This is a genomic window from Streptomyces sp. NPDC089424 (assembly GCF_044749345.1).
In the GTDB taxonomy this organism is placed as follows: domain Bacteria; phylum Actinomycetota; class Actinomycetes; order Streptomycetales; family Streptomycetaceae; genus Streptomyces.
In genome coordinates, this window is the sequence record NZ_JBIVHU010000011.1 from 23,299 (window position 1) to 44,859 (window position 21,561).

At 71.8% G+C, this 21,561-nt stretch carries 17 protein-coding genes; 11 read left to right on the plus strand and 6 right to left on the minus strand.

All coding sequences use genetic code 11. The features are described from left to right. Nucleotides 1-41: 41 nt before the first annotated feature. From cofD to ACIP2X_RS34800, 3 genes are all read left to right on the plus strand, one after another. A complete protein-coding gene (cofD, locus tag ACIP2X_RS34790; protein WP_401681309.1) occupies nt 42-1,001 on the plus strand; it encodes a 2-phospho-L-lactate transferase in 960 nt (319 codons plus the stop codon). Then, nucleotides 998-2,293 (plus strand): coenzyme F420-0:L-glutamate ligase, encoded by a 1,296-nt coding sequence (locus ACIP2X_RS34795; protein WP_401681312.1) that lies wholly within the window; start codon nt 998-1,000, stop codon nt 2,291-2,293. Before cofD ends, ACIP2X_RS34795 begins: the two co-directional genes overlap by 4 nt. Before the next feature lie 62 nt (nt 2,294-2,355). Next, nucleotides 2,356-3,360 (plus strand): DNA-3-methyladenine glycosylase family protein, encoded by a 1,005-nt coding sequence (locus tag ACIP2X_RS34800; protein ID WP_401681314.1) that lies wholly within the window; start codon nt 2,356-2,358, stop codon nt 3,358-3,360. A 354-nt stretch (nt 3,361-3,714) separates the two neighbouring features. Here the strand turns inward: ACIP2X_RS34800 and ACIP2X_RS34805 are convergent, their stop codons facing one another. Both ACIP2X_RS34805 and ACIP2X_RS34810 read right to left on the minus strand, forming a co-directional pair. Further along, the gene (locus ACIP2X_RS34805) at nt 3,715-4,797 is read right to left on the minus strand and encodes a sugar phosphate nucleotidyltransferase (protein WP_401681317.1); all 1,083 of its coding nucleotides are present in this window, start codon (nt 4,795-4,797) and stop codon (nt 3,715-3,717) included. A 198-nt stretch (nt 4,798-4,995) separates the two neighbouring features. Further along, nucleotides 4,996-6,390 carry an N-acetylmuramoyl-L-alanine amidase gene (locus ACIP2X_RS34810; protein ID WP_401681320.1) on the minus strand — a complete coding sequence of 465 codons (1,395 nt, stop codon included), beginning with the start codon at nt 6,388-6,390 and terminating at the stop codon, nt 4,996-4,998. A gap of 111 nt (nt 6,391-6,501) precedes the next feature. Between ACIP2X_RS34810 and ACIP2X_RS34815 the strand changes: the two genes are divergently transcribed. The 4 genes from ACIP2X_RS34815 (at nt 6,502) to ACIP2X_RS34830 (ending at nt 12,533) form a co-directional block, all read left to right on the plus strand. Beyond that, nucleotides 6,502-7,269, plus strand: coding sequence for a TIGR03089 family protein (locus ACIP2X_RS34815; protein WP_401681322.1), 768 nt, complete (start codon nt 6,502-6,504; stop codon nt 7,267-7,269). A 231-nt stretch (nt 7,270-7,500) separates the two neighbouring features. Further along, the gene (locus ACIP2X_RS34820) at nt 7,501-8,748 is read left to right on the plus strand and encodes an LCP family protein (protein WP_401681325.1); all 1,248 of its coding nucleotides are present in this window, start codon (nt 7,501-7,503) and stop codon (nt 8,746-8,748) included. 244 nt (nt 8,749-8,992) lie between these two features. Beyond that, nucleotides 8,993-10,762: an LCP family protein gene (locus tag ACIP2X_RS34825; protein WP_401681327.1), complete on the plus strand. Its 1,770-nt coding sequence runs from the start codon at nt 8,993-8,995 to the stop codon at nt 10,760-10,762. Between the two features lie 94 nt (nt 10,763-10,856). After that, a complete protein-coding gene (locus tag ACIP2X_RS34830) occupies nt 10,857-12,533 on the plus strand; it encodes an LCP family protein (protein WP_401681330.1) in 1,677 nt (558 codons plus the stop codon). A 40-nt stretch (nt 12,534-12,573) separates the two neighbouring features. On the opposite strand, the gene ACIP2X_RS34835 is transcribed toward ACIP2X_RS34830, so the two are convergent. Beyond that, nucleotides 12,574-13,608 (minus strand): glycosyltransferase family 2 protein, encoded by a 1,035-nt coding sequence (locus ACIP2X_RS34835; RefSeq protein WP_401681333.1) that lies wholly within the window; start codon nt 13,606-13,608, stop codon nt 12,574-12,576. A gap of 138 nt (nt 13,609-13,746) precedes the next feature. On the opposite strand from ACIP2X_RS34835, the gene ACIP2X_RS34840 reads away from it, so the two are divergent. Continuing rightward, the gene (locus ACIP2X_RS34840; RefSeq protein ID WP_401681335.1) at nt 13,747-15,210 is read left to right on the plus strand and encodes an LCP family protein; all 1,464 of its coding nucleotides are present in this window, start codon (nt 13,747-13,749) and stop codon (nt 15,208-15,210) included. Nucleotides 15,211-15,441: 231 nt separating this feature from the next. Here ACIP2X_RS34840 and ACIP2X_RS34845 read toward each other — a convergent pair whose 3' ends face one another. Continuing rightward, nucleotides 15,442-16,008 (minus strand): acyl-CoA thioesterase, encoded by a 567-nt coding sequence (locus ACIP2X_RS34845; RefSeq protein WP_401681338.1) that lies wholly within the window; start codon nt 16,006-16,008, stop codon nt 15,442-15,444. 119 nt (nt 16,009-16,127) lie between these two features. On the opposite strand from ACIP2X_RS34845, the gene ACIP2X_RS34850 reads away from it, so the two are divergent. Beyond that, nucleotides 16,128-17,426 (plus strand): LCP family protein, encoded by a 1,299-nt coding sequence (locus ACIP2X_RS34850; protein WP_401681341.1) that lies wholly within the window; start codon nt 16,128-16,130, stop codon nt 17,424-17,426. Next, nucleotides 17,419-18,042 carry an HAD family hydrolase gene (locus ACIP2X_RS34855; protein ID WP_401681344.1) on the plus strand — a complete coding sequence of 208 codons (624 nt, stop codon included), beginning with the start codon at nt 17,419-17,421 and terminating at the stop codon, nt 18,040-18,042. Before ACIP2X_RS34850 ends, ACIP2X_RS34855 begins: the two co-directional genes overlap by 8 nt. A 26-nt stretch (nt 18,043-18,068) precedes the next feature. On the opposite strand, the gene ACIP2X_RS34860 is transcribed toward ACIP2X_RS34855, so the two are convergent. Both ACIP2X_RS34860 and ACIP2X_RS34865 read right to left on the minus strand, forming a co-directional pair. Continuing rightward, entirely contained in the window at nt 18,069-18,419 is a 351-nt protein-coding gene (locus tag ACIP2X_RS34860) for a four-helix bundle copper-binding protein (protein WP_401681347.1), read from the minus strand. A gap of 231 nt (nt 18,420-18,650) precedes the next feature. Then, nucleotides 18,651-19,808 (minus strand): acyl-CoA dehydrogenase, encoded by a 1,158-nt coding sequence (locus ACIP2X_RS34865; RefSeq protein ID WP_401681349.1) that lies wholly within the window; start codon nt 19,806-19,808, stop codon nt 18,651-18,653. 185 nt (nt 19,809-19,993) lie between these two features. Between ACIP2X_RS34865 and ACIP2X_RS34870 the strand changes: the two genes are divergently transcribed. Then, nucleotides 19,994-21,337 (plus strand): UDP-glucose dehydrogenase family protein, encoded by a 1,344-nt coding sequence (locus tag ACIP2X_RS34870; RefSeq protein WP_401681352.1) that lies wholly within the window; start codon nt 19,994-19,996, stop codon nt 21,335-21,337. Nucleotides 21,338-21,561 lie beyond the last annotated feature (224 nt).

Here is a 21,561-nt window from a genome sequence, read left to right on the forward strand (position 1 = left end):
CCGCGTGCCACGCTGTCGTACCCGCCTGCAACACTTGCTCCATGCGGATTGTGGTTCTGGCAGGCGGCATCGGCGGTGCCCGGTTCCTGCGCGGTCTGAAGCGGGCCGTGCCGGACGCGGACATCACCGTCATCGGCAACACCGGTGACGACATCCACCTCTTCGGGCTGAAGGTCTGCCCGGACCTCGACACGGTGATGTACACGCTCGGCGGCGGGATAAACGAGGAGCAGGGCTGGGGGCGGGCGGACGAGACCTTCCATCTCAAGGAGGAGCTCGCGGCGTACGGCGTGGGGCCGGAGTGGTTCGGCCTCGGCGACCGGGACTTCGCCACGCACATCGTGCGGACGCAGATGATCGGCGCCGGATACCCGCTCAGCGCGGTCACCGAGGCCCTGTGCGACCGCTGGCAGCCCGGCGTACGGCTCGTCCCGATGACGGACGACCGTGTCGAGACGCACGTCGCCGTGGAACTCGACGGCGAGCGCAAGGCGATCCACTTCCAGGAGTACTGGGTCCGGCTGCGGGCCTCGGTCCCCGCCCACGCCGTCGTGCCCGTCGGCGCCGAGCAGTCCAAGCCGGCGCCGGGCGTGCTGGAGGCGATCGCGGAGGCGAACGTCATCCTCTTCCCGCCGTCCAACCCGGTCGTCTCGATCGGCACGATCCTGGCCGTGCCCGGCATCCGGGAGGCCATCGCCGACGCGGGCGTGCCGGTGGTCGGCCTGTCCCCCATCGTCGGGGACGCGCCGGTGCGCGGGATGGCCGACAAGGTGCTCGCCGCGGTCGGCGTGGAGGCCACGGCGGCGGCGGTCGCCGAGCACTACGGCTCCGGGCTGCTCGACGGCTGGCTGGTGGACACCGTGGACGCGGGCGTCGTGGAGCGGGTCGAGACGGCGGGCATCCGCTGCCGGGCCGTACCGCTGATGATGACCGACGAGGAGGCGGCCGCGCAGATGGCGCGGGACGCGCTGGCGCTGGCCCAGGAGGTGCGGACCCCATGACCGGCTACCGGGTCTGGGCGGTGCCCGGCCTGCCCGAGGTGGCGCCGGGCGACGACCTCGCCAAACTGATCGCCGCCGCCGAACCGTCCCTGGCCGACGGGGACGTGCTCCTGGTCACCTCGAAAATCGTCTCCAAGGCGGAGGGCCGGATCGTCCAGGCGGACGACCGGGAGGCCGCGATCGACGCGGAGACGGTGCGGGTGGTGGCCCGGCGCGGACCGCTGCGCATCGTGGAGAACCGGCAGGGCCTGGTCATGGCGGCCGCCGGCGTCGACGCCTCCAACACCCCCGGCGGGACGGTGCTGCTGCTCCCGGAGGACCCGGACGCCTCGGCGCGGGAGATCCGCGAGGGCCTGCGGGACGCGCTCGGTGTCGACGTCGGCGTGGTCGTCACCGACACCTCCGGGCGGCCCTGGCGCGCGGGGCTCACGGACGTGGCGATCGGCGCCGCCGGTGTGCGGGTGCTCGACGACCTGCGCGGCGGCGTGGACACGCACGGCAATCCGCTCAACGCCACCGTCGTCGCCACCGCGGACGAACTCGCCGCCGCGGGCGACCTGGTCAAGGGCAAGGCGGCCGGGCTGCCGGTCGCCGTCGTCCGCGGCCTGGCGCACACCGTGTCCGAGGAGGACGGCGAGGGGGCGCGGGCCCTGGTGCGCGGCGCACGCGACGACATGTTCCGGCTGGGCACCTCGGAAGCGGTGCGCGAGGCCGTGACCCAGCGGCGTACGGTCCGGTCGTTCACGGACGAGCCCGTGGACCCCGGCGCGGTACGCCGGGCGGTCGCCGCGGCCGTGACGGCACCGGCGCCGCACCACACGACGCCGTGGCGTTTCGTGCTGCTGGAGTCCCCCGGCGCTCGGGCCGGACTGCTGGACGCCATGCGGGACGCCTGGATCGCGGACCTGCGGCGGGACGGCAAGAGCGAGGAGTCCGTCGCCAAGCGCGTCAAGCGCGGGGACGTCCTGCGCAACGCGCCCTACCTCGTGGTCCCGTGTCTGGTCATGGACGGCTCGCACACCTACGGGGATCCGCGGCGGGACGGCGCCGAGCGGGAGATGTTCGTCGTCGCCGCCGGGGCGGGCGTACAGAACTTCCTGGTGGCGCTGGCCGGGGAGCGGCTGGGTTCGGCCTGGGTGTCGTCGACGATGTTCTGCCGGGACGTGGTCCGCGAGGTGCTGGGGCTGCCCGGCGACTGGGACCCGATGGGTGCGGTGGCGGTCGGCCATCCGGCGCAGGCGCCGCGCCCGCGACCGGACCGGGACGCGGGCGGGTTCATCGAGGTGCGGTGACCATGCCCCTCGGGCGCCTACCCTCATAGGGCACCTAGTCCCCTTCTCCCCTGGGATCATCCGTGGCCGGCCGCTTCGCTCCTCGTCCCACGCGTACGACAGTGCGCGGCGGGGAGGTCGCCGTGCCCGCGGGCGTGCCGCGGCAGGCGGCGCGGGCGAGCGCCCGGGTCCGGACCTGGACGCCCGACGGGCCGCTGGAACTGGGGCTGGCCCTGGGACCGCTGCGGCGGGGCCCCGGCGACCCGACGTTCCGCACGACGCCCGACGGGTCGGTGTGGCGGGCATGCCGCACGCCGGCCGGGCCGGGGACGCTGCGGGTGTCGGCGCGCGACGGCCAGGTGCGCGGCGAGGCGTGGGGCCCCGGTGCGGACTGGCTCCTCGACCAGTTGCCCGACCTCCTCGGCGCCTCGGACGACCCGTCCCTCTTCGCGCCGCGGCACCGGATCGTCGCCGTCTCCCGGCACCGGCGGCCCGGGCTGCGGCTGGGGCGGAGCGGGCTGGTGCTGGAGTCGTTGATCCCGTCGATCCTGGAACAGAAGGTCACGACCGACGAGGCGTACCGGGCGTGGCGGTTGCTCGTCCGCAAGTTCGGCGAGCCCGCGCCGGGGCCGGTGCCCGGGGGCATGCATGTGATGCCGGCGCCGCGGACGTGGGCGCTGATCCCCTCCTGGGAGTGGCACCGGGCCGGGGTCGACGACAAGCGGGCGTCCACGATCCTGCGGTCGGTACGGGTCGCCGCGCGGCTGGAACAGGCGACGGGCATGGAACCGGCGGCCGCGCGGGCCCGTCTGGAGGTCGTCCCCGGGGTGGGGCCGTGGACGTCGGCGGAGACCGTGCAGCGCAGCCATGGAGCGCCGGACGAGGTGACCGTCGGGGATCTGCACCTGCCGGGGATCGTCGGCTGGGCGCTTGCGGGTGACCGGGACGCCGACGACTCCGTGATGCTGTCCCTGCTGGAGCCCTACGCCGGGCAACGGCACCGGGCCGCCCGGCTCATCCTGCTGAGCGGCAGGGTGCCTCCGAGGCGAGCACCGAAGATGCCTCGCGTCGACATCGGCCGGTTGTAGCGGGCGCGGACCTGAGGCGTGCCCCGGCACCGGTGCGGGGCCGGGGCGTGGCGCAGCCCGGCGCGACGGGGTGCCGCCCGCGCCCACCCGTGCCGCCCCAGGCGGCACGCCTGCCCGCGGATCACGCACAGTCGCGCACGGGCAGGACGGCGCCGCCGCCCGCGGTTCACTCACCGTCGTGCACGGGCCGGTACCCGCTCGCGGCGCGAAGGGGGTGGGTCGGGGGGGGTCCGACCGCAGCGGTTGGCGCGTCGACAGGGGTGCGTCGGTAAGTGACCGATTCCGCGCCGTTCCGTGGACGGACACCCCCCGGCCCGCCCCCGACCCACCCCCAAACGGACGGCGCCGGCGCGTCTACTGGTCCGAGGAGAAGCGCACCGCCCCCCGCGGGATCCGCACGTCGCACCACACGCGTGCGCCCTCGCGGAGTTCGTTGTCGGGGCCGACCACCGCGCCGTCGCCGATGACCGCGCCGGTCAGGACGGAGCGGCGGCCGACGCGGGCGCGGTTCCCGATGAGGGAGTCGGTGATAACGGCGCCGGGCTCGATCACCGCGCCCGGCAGGATCGTGCTGCCGAAGACGCGCGCGCCCTCCGCGACGAACGCCCCCTCGCCCACCACCGTCCCGCCGGCCAGCTTCGCGTCCGGCGCCACCCGCGCCGTGGGCAGGACGAGCCGGTCGCCGCAGCGCCCGGGCACCGCCGGCGAGGGCGCCCGCCCCAGCACCAGGTCCGCCGAGCCCCGTACGAACGCCGCCGGCGTGCCGAGGTCGAGCCAGTACGTGGAGTCGACCATCCCCTGCAGATGCGCGCCCGCCGACAACAGGCCGGGGAAGGTCTCGCGTTCCACCGACACCGGCCGACCCGCCGGGATCGTGTCGATGACCGACCGGCGGAAGACGTACGCCCCCGCGTTGATCTGGTCGGTGACGATCTCCTCCGGCGTCTGCGGCTTCTCCAGGAACGCCGTCACCCGCCCCGTCTCGTCCGTCGGCACCAGCCCGTAGGCCCGCGGGTCCGTCACCTGCGTCAGGTGCAGGGACACGTCCGCGCCGGTCGTCTCGTGCGTGCGCACCAGCGCCCTGATGTTCAGCCCGGTCAGGATGTCGCCGTTGAAGACGAGGACCGGATCGTCAGGACCGGAGTGCAGCCGTGACGCCACGTTCCGGATCGCGCCGCCCGTGCCGAGCGGCTCGTCCTCCGTGACGTACTCGATGTGCAGCCCCAGCGACGAGCCGTCCCCGAAGTGCGGTTCGAAGACCTCCGCCAGATAGGACGTGGCGAGCACTATGTGCTCCACGCCCGCCGCCCTCGCCCGCGCCAGCTGGTGCGTGAGGAACGGCACCCCCGCCGCCCTGACCATGGGCTTGGGCGTGTGCACCGTGAGCGGGCGCAACCGGGTGCCCTTGCCGCCGACCAGGAGGATCGCTTCTGTCACCTGTCGTCTCTGCTTCCTGCCGGGACCGGCCGAACTGTCTTTCGGCCGGCCAGTGTATGCAGACCGATGTCCGGTGCCTTCGACGGCCGTACGCCCTCACCGAAAGCCCCCCTGAGAACACGTCCGCCCCATGTCTTGGTCCCTTGGATCCGTGAGATCCGTGAGATCCGTGAAACCCCGCGACACGCCTCCCGACCCTCACGGCCGCCCCTGGAGACGTGACGCCTGCTCACGGATGGATCCGAGCTTGCCGTACAGAACCCCTCCAGGGCAGTCCGTCGCGAAACCGTCCCTGTGCCCCGAGATGACGTTCAGTCGTACGTTCGTACCTTTTTTGTAGAGGTTGCCACCCCCGGACTTCAGAGATGTCTTCCCTCCCGGATTGGCTCCGAAGAGCCCGAGCTTCCAGGCCGCCAACTGCCCCACGGCCTTCACCGTCGTCGCAGACGGTGAAGCGGTGTTGAACGTGCCGAGAACGGCGATGCCCGTGCTGTCGTTGTTGAACCCGAGGGTGTGAGCTCCCATGACCGCCTTCGCCACGCCCCCGGCGCGTCCCTCGTAGATGTTTCCGCACTTGTCGACGAGGAAGTTGTAGCCGAGGTCCCGCCAGCCCATGCTCACGACGTGGTAGCGGTAGATACCGCGAATGACGGACGGGGCCTGTGCGCAGGTGTAGTTGTTCCCGGTGGCCGTGTGGTGCACGAAGGCCGCCTTGACCGTCTTGGTGTAGAGGAACCCCTTCTCGCGCACCTTCTCGTCCGCGCCCCAGCCGTGCCGGGTGGTGATGCGCGGACGCGGGCCGATGTAGGGCTGGGCCAGCTGTTCCTGCGTCATCTCGTTGGCGCGCAGCACGAACAGCTCGTCCTCGGTGTCCGCCCGGCCGAGCGCCGGGATCTCGGTGGCGCCGAGCGGGGCGAGCAGGGCGTTGGGCTCCGCGGACGCGGCGGTCTCCGCGCTGAGGGGCCCGGTGAGCGGGGGGTCGTCGTCGGTGTCGGTGCGCGGGGCCGTGGTGCCGGCGCTCTCCGCCCGGCCGGGGTCGACGAGTTCGAGGCGCAGGCCGGTGGGGAGCGCGGCGGCCGTGCGCCCGGCCGGGGCCTCGGGCCGGACGCGCACCTCGACACCGTCGGAGTCGCCGACCCACAGCGGTGCCGTGGCGCCGCGCAGGCGGCCGGAGGTGGCTTCGGGGCTGCCCGGGTCGGGGGCGTGCTCGCCGGTGTGGGTCTCGATGTCCTGCCAGCCGGACCAGGCGCCGGTTCCGGCCGCCCGGGTACGGACCTGGACGCGGCCCTGGAGTGCGGCGCCCGGGTCGTCCCAGACGACGCCGACGAGGGAGAACCGCCGTACGTCCTGGCGGGGCAGACCCTGTGCGGCGGGCGCGCCGGGGGCACGCTCATCGGTCAGGGGGGCGAGGGGCAGGGACTGGGTGCTGCCCGGCGCTCCGGGCTGCACGGACCGGCCGACGAGTCGGCCGGGCTCGGTGCCCGGCGCCGCAACGGCGGTGGCGGGCAGGGTCAGAGGAAGGGAGAGGGCGGCGGCACACGTCACGCCGATGGAGGAAGCAAGGAGTCCACGCATGCTCCTGATCCTGGACATAGCCCTACAAATCTGTCCATCGCGGAATTGACACGCCGTCGGAAGTCATTCGCCCGATCCGGTGGCCCCGCCACTCGATCCTCGCCCGGCCGCGCGCGTACGCTTGCGCGGGTGAACGCCACCGATCGCACCCCTGCCGACCTGCTGCGTTCCGCGCTCGCCGCGGACCCCGCGCGCCCCCTGGTCACCTTCTACGACGACGCCACCGGAGAACGGGTCGAATTGTCCGTGGCCACCTTCGCCAATTGGGTGGCCAAGACGGCGAACCTCATCCAGGACGGGCTGTCGGCGGAGCCCGGCGACCGGATCGCGCTGCTGCTGCCCGCGCACTGGCAGACGGCCGTGTGGCTGCTGGCGTGTTCGTCGGCGGGCGTGCTCGCGGACATGGACGGCGATCCGTCGCGGGCGGACTTCGTGGTGGCCGGCCCCGGCCGGTTCGAGGACGGTCTCGCCTGCCGCGGCGAGCGGTACGCGCTGTCGCTGGCCCCGCTGGGCCGGCGCTTCCCCTCGCCGCCCGAGGGGTACGCCGACTACGCCGTGGACGTGCCGAGCCACGGCGACCGGTTCGCGCCGTACGCGCCGGTCGACCCGGAGGCGCCCGCGCTGATCGTGGCCGGGGCGGAGTACACCGGGGCCGAGGTCGTGGAGCGGGCGTCCGCCGACGCACCCGGGCTGGATCTGACGGGGCCCGGTTCGCGGATCCTGTCCGCCCTGCCGTACGACACCTGGGAGGGACTGAGCGCCGGGCTGTACGCCCCGCTCTCGGCCGGGGGGTCCCTGGTGCTCTGCAGGAATCTCGACCGGCTGGACGGCGAGCCCCTGGCCAAGCGCATCGAGGCCGAACGCGTCACGGCGACCGCCCGCCAGGACAAGCCCTAGCGGGCCGGGCGCGCACCCCTCACGCCACCTGCGGGAACGACCCTTCCGCCACCTCCTCGCGGCGCTCTCCCCGGGCAGGCGGGCGTCACCCGATCGGCCCACCACCACCCGCGTCCCCACCCCATCCGGGTCATGGTCGTAGGAGCAGTAAGGGCAGCACGACACGCTGGACCGTTCGTACACGCTCGTACTCCATGAGGGGTGGCTTCCGTCGTGAGGGACACCGCAGGCATGCCATCCGGGGGCCCGGACGACAACACGCCGGCGGTGTCCCTGGGGCCGGGCGCCGGGGCCTCCGCGAGCGGCGACGGGCTCATACGCAGGCGCCGACGGCGCTGGACCTGCGGGGGGACGGTGGGGATGGTGGGGATCCTGACCGGCGCGCTGGTCGCCGGCTGGATCGTCTACACGAAGCTCGACGGCAACATCACACCCGACGAGGCCGCGGCCGCCGAGCTCGCGCGCTACGAGCGGGAGCGGCCGACCGCGCTGGTGCGGGGCGCGCAGAACATCCTGCTCATCGGATCGGACTCGCGGGCGGGCGAGGAGAACGGCGCGTACGGCCGGGACACCGGGACCGAGCGCTCGGACACCACCATCCTGCTGCACCTGTCGGCCGGGCGGAGCAGCGCCACCGCGGTGTCCATCCCCCGCGATCTGATGGTGGACGTGCCCGGTTGCCGGCGCCCGGACGGCAAACGCAGCGAGCCGATGTTCGCGATGTTCAACTACGCCTTCGAGACGGGCGGGTCGGCCTGCACCATCCGCACCGTCGAGCAGATGACGGACATCCGGATCGATCACCACGTGGTCGTCGACTTCGCCGGGTTCAAGAAGCTGGTCGACGCCGTGGGCGGCGTACGGATCTGTGTGGCCGAGCCGATCGTCGACAAGGAGGCCAAGCTGCGGCTGCCGGCCGGCCTCGTGACGCTCGACGGCGAGCAGGCCCTCGGTTACGTCCGGGTGCGCAAGTCGCTCGGCAACGGCAGCGACACCGATCGCATGGAGCGCCAGCAGCAATTCCTCGCGGCCCTGGTGCAGAAGCTGCGCGGCAACGACGTGCTGCTGAACCCCGTGAAGCTGTATCCCGTCCTGGACGCGGCCACGTCGGCGCTCACCACGGACCCGGGGCTGGCAAGTCTGCGTGGTTTGTACGACCTTGTCCGGGGTCTGCGCGACATCCCCACGGAACAGGTGCAGTTCCTCACGGTGCCGCGGGAGTCGTACGAGGGCAATGCCAATCGCGACCAGTTGATGGAGCCCGCGGCCGAGCGCCTCTTCGAGCGGCTCCGTTCCGACGCGCCGGTGCAGGTCTCCGGAAAAACCGTCCTGGATTTCGCCGGAAGCACGTACGAGGGGAACGGCGGTACGGTTTCGCAGTCGAACGGTTACGGTGCGTACGCCGATTCCGTCCTTTCTCCCGTTTCTCCGGCACCCACGTTCAGCGGGAAGACCGCCGCCGAGGACGACTGCCGGTAAGGCGAGGGCAGTGCCGTAGGACATTAGTTCCGGGAAATGGGCGGATTGCCCAGTTGTAGGGACGTGGAATTTGTCACCGTCGTCGCTCGACGTTGAACTGGGCGGATAGTGTGAGCGCTTCGGTGCACCCGGCCCCCGGCCACGCAGTCATTCCGGGGTCGCGCACTGTGTACGAGGTTTGTACGAGACCGAGCGCCTCAAGGGGGAGGGCGCCGCGTGGCCCCGACGGAGGATTCAGGCAACCGTGGACGCGCAAGGCCGTGGGCGGGCGGAGAACATCGATCCCGCAGACCAGTGGGTACTCAATCCGAACACCGGCGAATACGAACTGCGACTGAGCCCTTCCGCACCGCAGTCGACGGTTCCCGGCCCGCGCCGAGCAGGCACCCGCGGTTCCGGCGGAGCACCCCGCGCCCGGACGTCGCCCGCCGGGCGGGAGAAGAGCGCGCGGGAGCAGGCCGGAGCCGAGAAGCAGAACGCGCCGGACCGCGGTGAGGTGCCGGGGCAGCGCAGACGCCGCACCCCGGCTCCCGAGCCGGCGGCCGGGCGGCGCGGACGCCGGCCCGCGAAGAAGACCAGGACGCGGAAGGCCATGCTGTGGACCGGCGGCGTCCTGGCCTTCCTGCTCGTCGCGGGGGCAGGTGCCGGATACCTCTACATCGAGCACCTCAACGGCAACATCACCTCCGTCGCCGACGACGGTGCCAGCACCGGTGGCTTCCAGAAGGACAAGGCCATCAACATTCTGCTGATCGGCACCGACAAGCGCACCGGCGCGGGCAACGAGGCCTACGGCGACTCGGGCAGCCCCGGCCACGCGGACACCACGATCCTGCTGCACGTCTCCAAGGACCGCTCGAACGCCACCGCGCTGAGCATCCCCCGTGACCTGATCGTGGACGTGCCGGACTGCCCGACCACCCAGGAGGACGGCAGCTCCGAGGTGATCCCGGGCACCCAGGGCGTCCGCTTCAACACGAGCCTCGGCCAGAGCGGTCGTACGCCGTCCTGCACCATGCGCACGGTGACCGAGCTGACCGGGATCACGCCGGACAACTTCATGGTCGCCGACTTCAACGCGGTCAAGACGCTGACGACGGCGGTCGACGGCGTCGAGGTGTGTCTGGCCAAGGACATCGACGACCCGGACTCCAAGCTCAAGCTGTCGGAAGGCAATCACACGATCCAGGGCGAGCAGGCACTCGCCTTCGTCCGCACCCGGCACTCCGTCGGCACCGGCGGCGACCTGAGCCGCATCAACCTCCAGCAGCAGTTCCTCAGCGCGCTGATGCGCAAGCTGAAGTCCAACGACACGCTCACCAATCCGTCGAAGATGCTGAAGCTGGCCGAGACGGGCACCAAGGCGCTGACCGTCGACTCCCAGCTGGACAGCATCGGCAAGCTCAAGGACCTCGGTCTGGAGCTGGGCAAGCTCGACACCAAGAACCTGACGTTCACCACGGTGCCGGTCGTCGACAACCCGGCCGAGACGGTGAAGGCGACCGTCGTGGTCGACGAGTCGAAGGCGCCCGCCGTCTTCGACGCCATCGACAACGACGTCTCCTTCACCGCGGTGAAGCAGCAGAAGGCCAAGGAGAAGGCCGCCGTGGCAGCCCGGCTCAAGGGCAGCAAGTCCGAACCGTCCGAGGTGCGCGTGCGCATCCTCAACGGCGGCGCCCCCTCGGGCAGCGCCTCGGAGACCCTCAGCTGGTTGCAGCTGGAGGAGGGCGTGTCCAAGTCCGAGAACGCCGGGAACGCCGAGCAGGAGCTGGGCAGGACCACTCTGGAGTACGCGCCGGACCAGGCCGACCAGGCGCGCAGGCTGGCCGAGATCCTGGGGCTGTCCGGCTCGGCGATGAAGCCCGGGGAGAGCGTGACCAACGCCCAGGGCCTCCCGGCGATGACGCTGACGCTCGGCAAGGACTTCAAGGGCGCGGGCACCCCCGTCTCCGGTCCGGCCAAGGCGCCGGACGTCGAGAAGTCCACGGCGGACAAGGTCAAGTGCGCCGAATAGAAAATTGAGGGGTAACCCAACGGGTCCGTCGTGCGTCTGACTTGGCGCGGGGCGGACCCGTTCTCGATGGGCGCAGGGGTGGGAGGGCAGGCAAGTGGCGCAGAGCAGCGTGCGCAAGGACGTGCCGGCGGTGGAGGGCACGGGCACGGGGGCCCTCGCCACGCGGGACGAGGAGACCACGACCCCGCCGGGGGCGGACGGCCAGGGGAAGCGCGGCGGGGGCGGAGGGCGCGGGGGGCGCCGCGGCACCCCGCGGCGGCCTCGCAGACGGCGGGTGCTGCGCTGGTCGGCGACAGTGCTGTCGGTGGTCATACTCGCGACCGCGGGCGCGGGATATCTCTACTACCGGCATCTCAACGACAACCTGGAGACCGGCCGCCGCAGCGGCGGCGACTCGAAGGCCGAGCGGCCCCGGCCGAACGCCGCGGGACAGACGCCGCTGAACATCCTGCTGATCGGCTCCGACAGCCGGAACACGGCGGAGAACCTGAAGCTCGGCGGTTCGAGGAGCAGCGTCGGGGGCAAGCCGCTCGCGGACGTGCAGATGCTGGTGCACCTCTCGGCGGACCGCAAGAACGCGTCGGTCGTGAGCATCCCGCGTGACACCCGGGTCGACATCCCCGCGTGCACGGACCCGGAGACCGGCGAGACCTACCAGGCGACCAACCGGATCATCAACGAGTCCCTCGCCCGCGGTGGCCCCGGCTGCACGCTGACCACCTGGGAGAACCTCACCGGGGTCTACATCGACCACTGGATGACGATCGACTTCGCGGGCGTGGTGGACATGGCCGACGCGGTCGGCGGCGTCGAGGTCTGCGTGGAGCAGAACGTGTGGGACCGCCCGCTGCCGGGCGTGCCCGGCGGCTCCGGACTGAAGCTGGAGAAGGGCACGCAGAAGGTGCAGGGCAAGCAGGCCCTGCAGTGGCTGCGCACCCGGCACGCCTTCTACAGCGACCTGGGCCGCTCCAAGGCCCAGCACATGTACATGAACTCGATGATCCGCACCCTGAAGCAGCAGAACGTCTTCACTGACACGGGCCGGCTGATGAACCTCGCCGAGACGGCCACGAAGGCGCTCAAGGTCTCGGAGGAGATCGGCACGGTCAAGGACCTGTACGACCTCGGCATGCAACTGAAGACGGTGCCGACCAACCGCATCACCATGACGACCATGCCGACCGTCACCGACCCGCAGGACGCCAACCATCTGGTGCCGGCCGGGGCGGACGCCGAGCAGATCTGGTCGATGGTCCGCGACGACGTGCCCTTCGACAAGCACGGCAAGCCGACCGCGAAGAAGCCCGCGGACAAGGGCGGGAGCTCCGCCGAGCCGTCCGGCGACCCGGCCGCCGACGACGCCGAGATCGGCGTCCTGGTGCAGAACGCGACCCGGTCCACGTCCGGGGGCGCGGTCGACGGGCGGGCCGGCACGCTCGCGGCGGCGCTGGTGGCCGAGGGCTTCACCCGGGCGTCGGCGGACATGACGGGCGGGCTGTCCGTGGAGAAGACCGTCGTGCGGTATCCGAGCGCCGAGTTGGCGGGCGACGCCGCGCGGGTCGCCGAGTCCCTCGGCATCCCCCCGGGTTCGGTGCAGAAGTCGACCGACGTCAGCGGGGTCACGCTCGTCGTGGGCGCCGACTGGCGCGAGGGCACGACGTACCCGAAGCAGCGCAAGCCCGAGGCGGGGGACCTGCCCGAGTCGGCGGACGCGGTCAACGGGTCGGACCGCAGCCAGTGCATGGACGTCTACGCGCCCTACCGCTGGTAGCCGTGGCCGGGGGCGGGCCCGCGGGCACGCCCCCCGACGGTCACGCGGTGGCGGAGTCCCGCACGGCCGGGCGGCGGGACGCGATGACCCGCTTGGCCAGGGACCTGGGGCTGGTCAGGAAGCCGTACCCCCACGACATGTGCATCGTGGCGAGGGCGAGGGGGATCTGGAGCCGGGCCTTCAGGGGCAGGCCCTTGCCCGCCGGTACGGAGCCCAGCGCGATCGCCGCGAGGTAGCCGCCGGGGATCAGGAACCCCCACGGCGTCAGGGCGGCGCCCACGACCAGGCCCGCGGCGATCGCGCAGACGGCGGTCGGCGGCGCGAGGTAGCGCAGGTTGATGGAGCCGGAGTGGTAGCGGGCGACGACGTGCCGCCAGCGGCCGTAGTCCTTGTACTGCTTGGCCAGTGCCCGGACGCTGGGCCGCGGCCGGTAGGACACCTTGAGCTCGGGCGAGAACCAGATCAGCCCGCCGGCCTCGCGTATACGGAAGTTGAGCTCCCAGTCCTGCGCGCGGATGAACTCCTCGTTGTACCCGCCCTGCTGTTCGAGGGCCGCACGGCGGAAGACGCCGAGGTACACCGTCTCGGCGGGGCCCGCCTGCCCGCCGGTGTGGAACGCGGCGTTGCCGACGCCGATCTTCGAGGTCATCGCGGCGGCGACGGCGTGCTCCCAGTCGTTCTCGCCCTCGGCGTGCATGATGCCGCCGACGTTCTGCGCGCCGGTCTCCTCCAGGAGCCGTACGGCGGTCGCGATGTAGTTCGGGGAGAGGATGCCGTGGCCGTCGACGCGGACCACGACCGGGTGCCGGGAGGCCTTGATCGCGGCGTTCAGCGCGGCGGGGGTGCGGCCGGTCGGGTTCGGGACCGTGTGCACACGGGGGTCCTCGGCGACCAGCTCGGCGGCGATCTCGTCCGTGCGGTCCGCGGAGGGACCGAGGGCGATCACGACCTCCATCTCGCCGGCGTACTCCTGGGCGAGGATCGCGTGGACGGCGCCGCGCAGATGCCGCTCCTCGTTGAGGACGGGCATGATCACGGACACGGCGGGGAGCTGCACGTCGGGCTTCGCGTTCATAGGGGGCTCACGTTACCGCGAACGGGGGACAGCGAGCCGCCCCGCCCGTGGCGGTGCACCGGTCCACAGATCGTATGGGCCTACGGTGCTGATGATCCCACGTACGGCCGTAGCGCCCGCTCCAGCGGAGGTTTTCGCATGCCCGCCTCGCCGCCTCGGTCCCCTGCCCGCCCGCAGCACCGTCCGCAGCCGCGCCGTGCGGTGCGGCCACCCGTACGGCGCAGGAAGCCGCGTTGGGCCATGCGGGCGGTGACCACGCTCTCGGTGGTGATTCTCGCCTCGGCCGGGATCGGGCACGCGGTGGTCAGCAGCCTGGACGCGGGGATCGCCCGGGTCGACCCGTTCAAGGACATGAAGAACCGGCCGCGTGCCGGGCACGGGATGAACGTGCTGCTGGTCGGCACCGACGGCCGGGACAAGATCTCCGAGGCCGAGCGGCGCAGATACCGCCTCGGCGGGGCGCCCTGCCACTGCACGGACACGATCATGATCGTGCACATCTCGGAGGACCGGGAGCGGGCCAGCGTGGTGAGCCTGCCGCGCGACTCGTACGCCGAACTGCCCCCGCATACGGACCGCAACAGCGGCAAACCGCACGCGGCGCACCCGGTGAAGCTGAACGCGGCCTACGCGGAGGGCGGGCCGCAGCTGACCGTGCGGACGGTCGAGCACATGACGCGGCTGAAGATCGACCACTATCTGGAGATCGACTTCACCACCTTCATGCGGACCGTGGACGTCCTGGGCGGGGTGAAGGTCTGCACCGCCCGCCCGCTGAAGGACTCCCACACCGGCCTGGACCTCACGGCCGGCACGCACCGGCTCTCGGGCGGCGAGGCCCTGCAGTACGTCCGCGCCCGCTACGTCGACGGGGCCTCCGACCTCGGCCGGATGCAGCGCCAGCAGCACTTCCTGGCCGGGCTGATCGACCAGTCGACGTCCTCGGGGGTGCTCCTCAACCCGATGAAGTTCCGGGACGTGACCCGGGCGGTGCTGGGCTCGGTGCGCGCGGACAAGGGCTTCGGCACGGACGAACTGCTCGACCTGGGGCGGGCGATGCGCAACTTCTCCCCGTCCTCCTCGGAGTTCACGACGGTCCCCATCGGCCGGATGGGATACGCGGTGAAGGGCATCGGCTCGACGCTGAAGTGGGACCCGGTGAAGTCCGGCCGCCTCTTCACCGCCCTGCGCGACGACAAGCCGCTGGCCGCGGACCGGCCGAGGGACACCACGCTGCGCGTGGACGTGGCGCCCCAGCAGATCCGGGTCCAGGTGGAGAACGGCACGAGCACCCCGGGCCTCGGCCGCCGCGCCGACGCCGCGCTCGCCGCGACGGGCTTCGGCACCACCCGCCGGCCGACGAACTCCGCCACGCAGTCGGTGCGTCGGACGATCGTCGCCTACGACCCCCGCTGGGACCGCTCCGCGAAGTCGCTCGCCGCCGCCCTGCCGGGCAGCGAACTGCGGGCGGTCAGGGGGCAGGGGGCCACGCTCAAGGTGATCGTCGGAACGGACTACCGGCAGGTGCGGAAGGTGAAGGCGGCGGACGTGCGCGAGGGCGAGTTCGGGGTGGTGCGCGGCGACGAGGTGAAGTGCTCCTAGGGCCCGTCGCGAACGTTGCGTCGCCGCCCGAAGGACGGCAGCGCGCGGTCCGGCGCGTCCGGCTTGCCGTCCGGAAGTCCTCGTACGGGGCGTACTCGGGCTGTCGGGCGGTGCGGCGAGAGGGGCGTGCCGGGCGCGCCGCAGACGCCGCATTCGCCACCGACCCTGAGGGCCCGTCCGGCGCTTGGCGTCGTCGCCCGGGGGCGGTGTCCCGTCGGGCCTTGTGGCCCGTCAGTCCGCTATGCCGTCCGCGGCGCGCTTGGCACGCAGGTCCATGATGGCCCGGCGGCGGGCCAGCCGGTGGGTGCGGCGGATCTGGGCCTCCTGGTAACGGCGCTTGTCGCGCTCCGTCTCCGGCAGGACCGGCGGCACCCGGCGGGGCTTGCCGTCGGCGTCGACGGCGGCGAAGACCAGGTAGGCGGAGCCGACCTGGGTGGCCGGCGCGGACTCGTTCCAGCGTTCGGCGAGGACCCGGACGCCGACCTCCATCGAGGTCCGGCCGGTCCAGTTGACCTGGGCCTTGACGTGGACCAGGTCGCCGACGCGGACCGGCTCCAGGAAGGCCATCTCGTCCATGGACGCGGTGACGGCGGGGCCGCCGCTGTGCCGGCCGGCCACCGCGCCCGCCGCGTCGTCCACGAGTTTCATGATCACACCGCCGTGCACCGTGCCCAGCAGGTTGGTGTCGCTGTGGGTCATGATGTGGCTGAGAGTGGTCCGGGACGCCGAGGTGGGCTTGCCCGGAATGTCCGCAGTGTCCGGGGTCTCCGGCTCCGGGGCGCTGGCCTGGTCTGTCATGGCCTCCACCTTATGCCGAGGTCGGAGGCGCGGAATTTGTGTCAGCTTGGCAACAGCACCGCTGTGATTTTCCGCCGAACCTTGTAAGGCACATGTCCCTGCCCTGCACACTGGGGCGCATGAATGACTGGCCCCAAGGATGGTCCGACGACGCCCGCGGCAACCGGTACGGACGCGGCAGCGCAGGCGCGCAGCCTGAGAGCGCCCGCGTGATGCGCCAGGTCCGGCGCGGCCCGGCGGCACCGCCCGGCGGCCAGGCACCGCCCTACGGAGTCCCGCAGCAGCCGTCGTACCTCGACGGGCAGGGGCACGACCCCCAGGACCCCTACGACAACGGTTACGACAGCGGCTACAACACCGGCCAGGTCTACGGCACTCCGGGCGGCCGGGGTCCCGGCGGCCCCGGCGACGGTTACGGCGGCGGTGCCCCGCGGCCCGCGCCGAACTGGCGGCGCCGGATCAAGGTGACATCGATCACCCTGGTCACCGTGCTGGTCGTCACCCTGGTCGGCACCTACTTCTGGGCCGACTCCAAGCTCAACCGCGAGGTCGACCTCTCCAAGGTGATCGACCGGCCGGAGGCGGGCGAGGGCACGAACTACCTCATCGTCGGCTCCGACAGCCGTGCGGGCATGACCGACGAGCAGAAGAAGAACCTGCACACCGGTTCCGCCGAGGGCAAGCGCACGGACTCGATGATGATCCTGCACACCGGCGGCGGCGCCCCGACGCTGATCTCGCTGCCGCGTGACTCGGACGTGGAGATCCCGACCTTCGTCGGCTCCGAGTCCGGCAAGACGTACCAGGGCACCGGGCGGCATGTGAAGCTGAACGCGGCGTACGCCGAGGACGGCCCCGAACTGCTCGTGCGCACCGTCGAGTTCAACACCGGGCTGCACATCGACCACTACGTCGAGATCGGTTTCGCGGGCTTCGCGAACATCGTGGACGCGGTCGGCGGTGTCGAGATCGACATCCCGCAGGACATCAAGGACAGCAAGTCCGGCGCGGACCTGAAGAAGGGCAAGCAGGTCCTCGACGGCCAGCAGGCCCTCGCCTTCGTCCGCACCCGCTACGCGCTGGCCGGCTCCGACCTGGACCGCACCAAGAACCAGCAGAAGTTCCTCTCCGCGCTCGCCGGCCAGGTGGCCACGCCGAGCACGGTCCTCAACCCCTTCAAGCTGTACCCGACCATGGGCGCCGGACTGGACTCGCTCGTCGTCGACAAGGACATGAGCCTGTTCGGACTGGCCGACATGTTCTGGGCGATGAAGGGCGTCAGCGGCGGCGACGGCAAGTCGATGAACATGCCCCTCGCGGGCAGCTCCGGCGGCAACCTGCTGTGGGACAAGGACAAGGTGAAGACGCTGGTGGAGCAGCTGAAGAACGACGAGAAGGTCACTGTCTCCGGTGACTGACACCCGTGGGCGGCGGCCCTTCGACGCGGTGCTCTGCGACGTCGACAACGTGATCCGCTTCTACGACGCCTCCCGGGTGACCGCGCTGGAGCGCGCCGCGGGGCTCTCCGAGGGCATCACGATGAAGGTGGCGTTCGCTCCGGAGACCGACCTGCCCCTGATGCTGGGCCGGATCGACATGTGCGAGTGGGTCGAGCAGATCGTGGCCGGCTTCGCCGGGATCGCGCCGGGTCAGGTGGCGTACGGCCTCGGCCAGGCGCTCGCCGAGGCACCCTTCCACGCCGACGCGAACGTGGTGTCGCTGTTGCGCCGGGTCCGGGCCCACATGCCGCTGGTCCTGGTCAGCAACGCTTCGGTGACCCTGGAGGCGGACCTGGACACGCTCGGCCTGTCCGATCTCGCCGACCACGTCGTCAGCAGCGCCAGGGTCGGGCTGGTCAAGCCGGACCCGCGGATCTACCGCATCGCCGCCGACCTGGCGGGCGTTCCGCTCGACCGGTGCCTCTTCGTGGACGACGGCCTGGAGAACGTGGAGGCGGCGGCCGCCCTCGGCATGACGCCCGTGCACTTCCGGGAAGCGGCCGATCTCGAACGGGCCCTGGCGCCGCTGCTCTGAGCGGCGCCCGGGCCCGCCACTGCGGCCTACGCCATCGCGCGGCACATGTCGGCGCAGCGACGACAGGACTCGGCGCAGCGCATCATCTGCGGGTCGTCGGGCATGGACATGCACGCCTCGGCGCACATGTCGCAGGCCTTGGCGCACATCGCGCACATCTCGGCCGACAGCGGTGAGCGGCGCATCATCATGTCGGCGCACATGCGGGTCATCTCGGAGCAGTCGATCAGCGCGCGCATGATCTGCATCTGCGCCTGACCGCCCTTCTGCATGCAGGAGCTCATGGTCTCCTCGCACACCGAGTGGCAGGACATGCACGCGTCGACGCAGTCCTGCATCGCCTTGCTCATCGCCGTGATGGTTCCGGGCTGGGTCATGGCTCCTCCTGGGGTGGGTGAGGGCGGGAGGGGTCCCGGAGGGACCCCGTGCCCTTCCGTCGTACGCCTCCCGGCCATCGCGCGCCATCGGGCGAACGACCCCGATTCGCCACGAATACGACGCCGCCAGAACAGGACGAAGCCCCCGCAAAGCGACAAAAGCCCCCGGATTCGCTCCGGGGGCTCGTGTGCCGATACGCCGAACGACCGACGCCGTGGGCGAAAGCGCGGCTACGGCAGGTTGCGCGCCATGACGATGCGCTGGACCTGGTTGGTGCCCTCGTAGATCTGGGTGATCTTGGCGTCGCGCATCATGCGCTCCACCGGGTAGTCGCGGGTGTAGCCGTAGCCGCCGAGGAGCTGCACGGCGTCCGTGGTGACCTCCATGGCCACGTCGGAGGCGAAGCACTTGGCGGCGGCGCCCAGGTAGGTGAGGTCGGCGTCGCCGCGCTCGGAGGCCGCGGCGGCCTGGTAGGTCAGGGCGCGGGCGGCCGAGATCTTCATGGCCATGTCGGCGAGCATGAACTGGATGCCCTGGAAGTCGGCGATCGGCTTGCCGAACTGCTTGCGCTCCTTGACGTAGCCCTTGGCGTAGTCGAGGGCGCCTTGGGCGATGCCGAGGGCCTGCGCGGCGATGGTGATCCGGGTGTGGTCCAGGGTCTTCATCGCCGTCGCGAAGCCGGTGCCCTCCTCGCCGATCATGCGGTCGGCGGGGATGCGCACGTTGTCGAGGTAGACCTCGCGGGTCGGCGAGCCCTTGATGCCGAGCTTCTTCTCGGGGGCGCCGAAGGAGACGCCCTCGTCCGACTTCTCGACGACGAAGGCCGAGATGCCCTTGGAGCGCTTCTCGGGGTCCGTCACGGCCATCACCGTGTAGAAGTCGGAGACGCCGGCGTTGGTGATCCAGCGCTTCACGCCGTTGAGGACGTAGAAGTCGCCGTCGCGGACCGCGCGCGTCTTCATGCCGGCCGCGTCGGAGCCGGCGTCGGGCTCGGAGAGGCAGTACGAGAACATCCCGTCGCCCTTGGCGAGCGGCGTCATGTACTTCTTCTTCAGCGCCTCGGAGCCGGACAGGATGACCGGCAGGGAGCCCAGCTTGTTCACCGCGGGGATCAGGGAGGACGAGGCGCAGACCCGCGCCACCTCCTCGATGACGATCACCGTGGCGAGCGCGTCCGCGCCCGCGCCGCCGTACGACTCGGGCACGTGGACCGCGTGCAGGTCGCTCGACACCAGCGCGTCCAGGGCCTCCTGCGGGAAGCGGGCGTCCTCGTCGACCGCGGCGGCGTGGGGCGCGATCTTCGCCTCGGCCAGCGCACGAACGGTGTCGCGGAGCATCTCGTGCTCCTCGGACGGGCGGTACAGGTCGAAGTCAGCCGATCCGGCCAAGGTCTCTCACGCTCCAAGGAAGACGCTGTGATGCTGCTGGCGCTAATTACCGTTAAGTAACCCAAATTTTAGAGGTCCGCCCACGCCCAGGGGTACGTGAGCTTGACGACAGCGGGAAAACTGCCCGTCGACACCGACAGCTATGCTCGGCCCCGCACTACCGACGCTACCCAGTGGAGTCCCCCATGGCCCTCAAGATCACCGTGATCGGTACCGGTTACCTCGGCGCCACCCACGCCGCGGCGATGGCCGAGCTCGGGTTCGAGGTGCTGGGGCTCGACGTGGTCCCCGAGAAGATCGAGATGCTCCGCCGGGGCGAGGTCCCGATGTACGAGCCCGGCCTCGAGGACCTGCTGCGCAAGCACGTCGCCGGGATCGAGGGATCCAGCGGACGGCTGCGGTTCACCACGGACTGGGCCGAGGTGGCGGCGTTCGGCGACGTCCACTTCGTCTGCGTGAACACCCCGCAGAAGCACGGCGAGTACGCCTGCGACATGAGCTACGTCGACTCCGCCTTCGCCTCCCTCGCACCCCATCTGACCGGTCCGGCCCTGGTCGTCGGCAAGTCCACCGTGCCCGTGGGCTCCGCCGAGCGACTCGCCGCCTACCTCGCCGAGCACGCGCCGGCCGGCGGGGACGCCGAGCTGGCCTGGAACCCGGAGTTCCTGCGCGAGGGCTTCGCCGTCCAGGACACCCTGCACCCGGACCGCATCGTGGTCGGGGTGCGCAGCGACCGGGCCGAGAAGCTGCTGCGCGAGGTGTACGCCTCGCCGGTCGCCGCGGGATCGCCGTTCGTGGTGACCGACTTCCCGACGGCCGAGCTGGTGAAGACCTCCGCGAACTCCTTCCTGGCCACCAAGATCTCCTTCATCAACGCGATGGCGGAGGTGTGCGAGGCCGCGGGCGGCGACGTGCTGAAGCTGGCGGAGGCGATCGGGTACGACGACCGGATCGGAAGGAAGTTCCTGCGGGCCGGGATCGGCTTCGGCGGCGGCTGTCTGCCCAAGGACATCAGGGCGTTCATGGCACGCGCCGGCGAGCTGGGGGCCGACCAGGCGCTGACCTTCCTGCGCGAGATCGACTCCATCAACATGCGCCGGCGCGGACAGATGGTCGAAATGGCGCGCGAGGCGCTCGGCGGCGGCTCCTTCCTGGGCAGGCGGGTGGCCGTGCTCGGCGCCGCGTTCAAGCCCGACTCCGACGACGTCCGTGACTCGCCCGCGCTGAACGTCGCCGGGCAGATCCACCTCCAGGGCGGCCAGGTGACGGTGTACGACCCGAAGGGCATGGCCAACGCCCGCCGGCTCTTCCCGACGCTGGGGTACGCCGACTCCGCGCGGGCGGCGGTGCAGGGGGCCGACGTGGTGCTGCACCTGACCGAGTGGCGCGAGTTCCGCGAGCTGGACCCGGCGGCGCTGGGCGAGGCCGTGACGTCCCGCGTCATCCTGGACGGCCGCAACGCCCTCGACCCCGAGCTGTGGCGGCGGGCGGGCTGGACCTACCGCGCGATGGGCCGGCCGACCGCCTGAGCCCCCGGCACGAGCCGAACCCTGACGGCGACCCGAGGCCTGCGAGGTCGGGCCCGGCGCGAGCCGAACCGCCAGGCGACGCAAGGTCGGGGTCGGGGTCGGACCCAGCGCGAGCCGAACCGGAAGGCGACCCGGGGTCGGACCCAGCGCGAGCCGAACCGGAAGGCGACCCGGGGTCGGACCCAGCGCGGGCCGGATCGGAAGGCGACGCCGGTTCGGCCGAG